General features: G+C 60.1%; 1 pseudogene. It reads left to right on the forward strand.

Annotated features, from left to right (window positions below):
• A pseudogene (locus tag EOB49_RS38320) lies at positions 1-213 on the forward strand (CpaF family protein); the annotation flags it as partial.

The raw sequence follows: 213 nt of genomic DNA on the forward strand, positions 1-213 counted from the left end.
ATCGTACGGGAGTTCGTTCGCGCTCGTGCGGTGCCGCTGAACGCACGCGAGCTCGATCAACTGACCAGCGACACCGCCGACGAGATGCTGGGGCTTGGGCCGATCGAGCCGCTGCTCAAGGATGATTCCATTACGGATATCCTGATCAACACCCACAAGCGCGTCTTCATTGAGCGGCGTGGCATCGTCGAAGAAACGCCAATCCGGTTTCGG

Origin of the sequence: Mesorhizobium sp. M7A.F.Ca.MR.148.00.0.0 (genome assembly GCF_003997735.1) — a bacterium.
Lineage (GTDB): Bacteria > Pseudomonadota > Alphaproteobacteria > Rhizobiales > Rhizobiaceae > Mesorhizobium.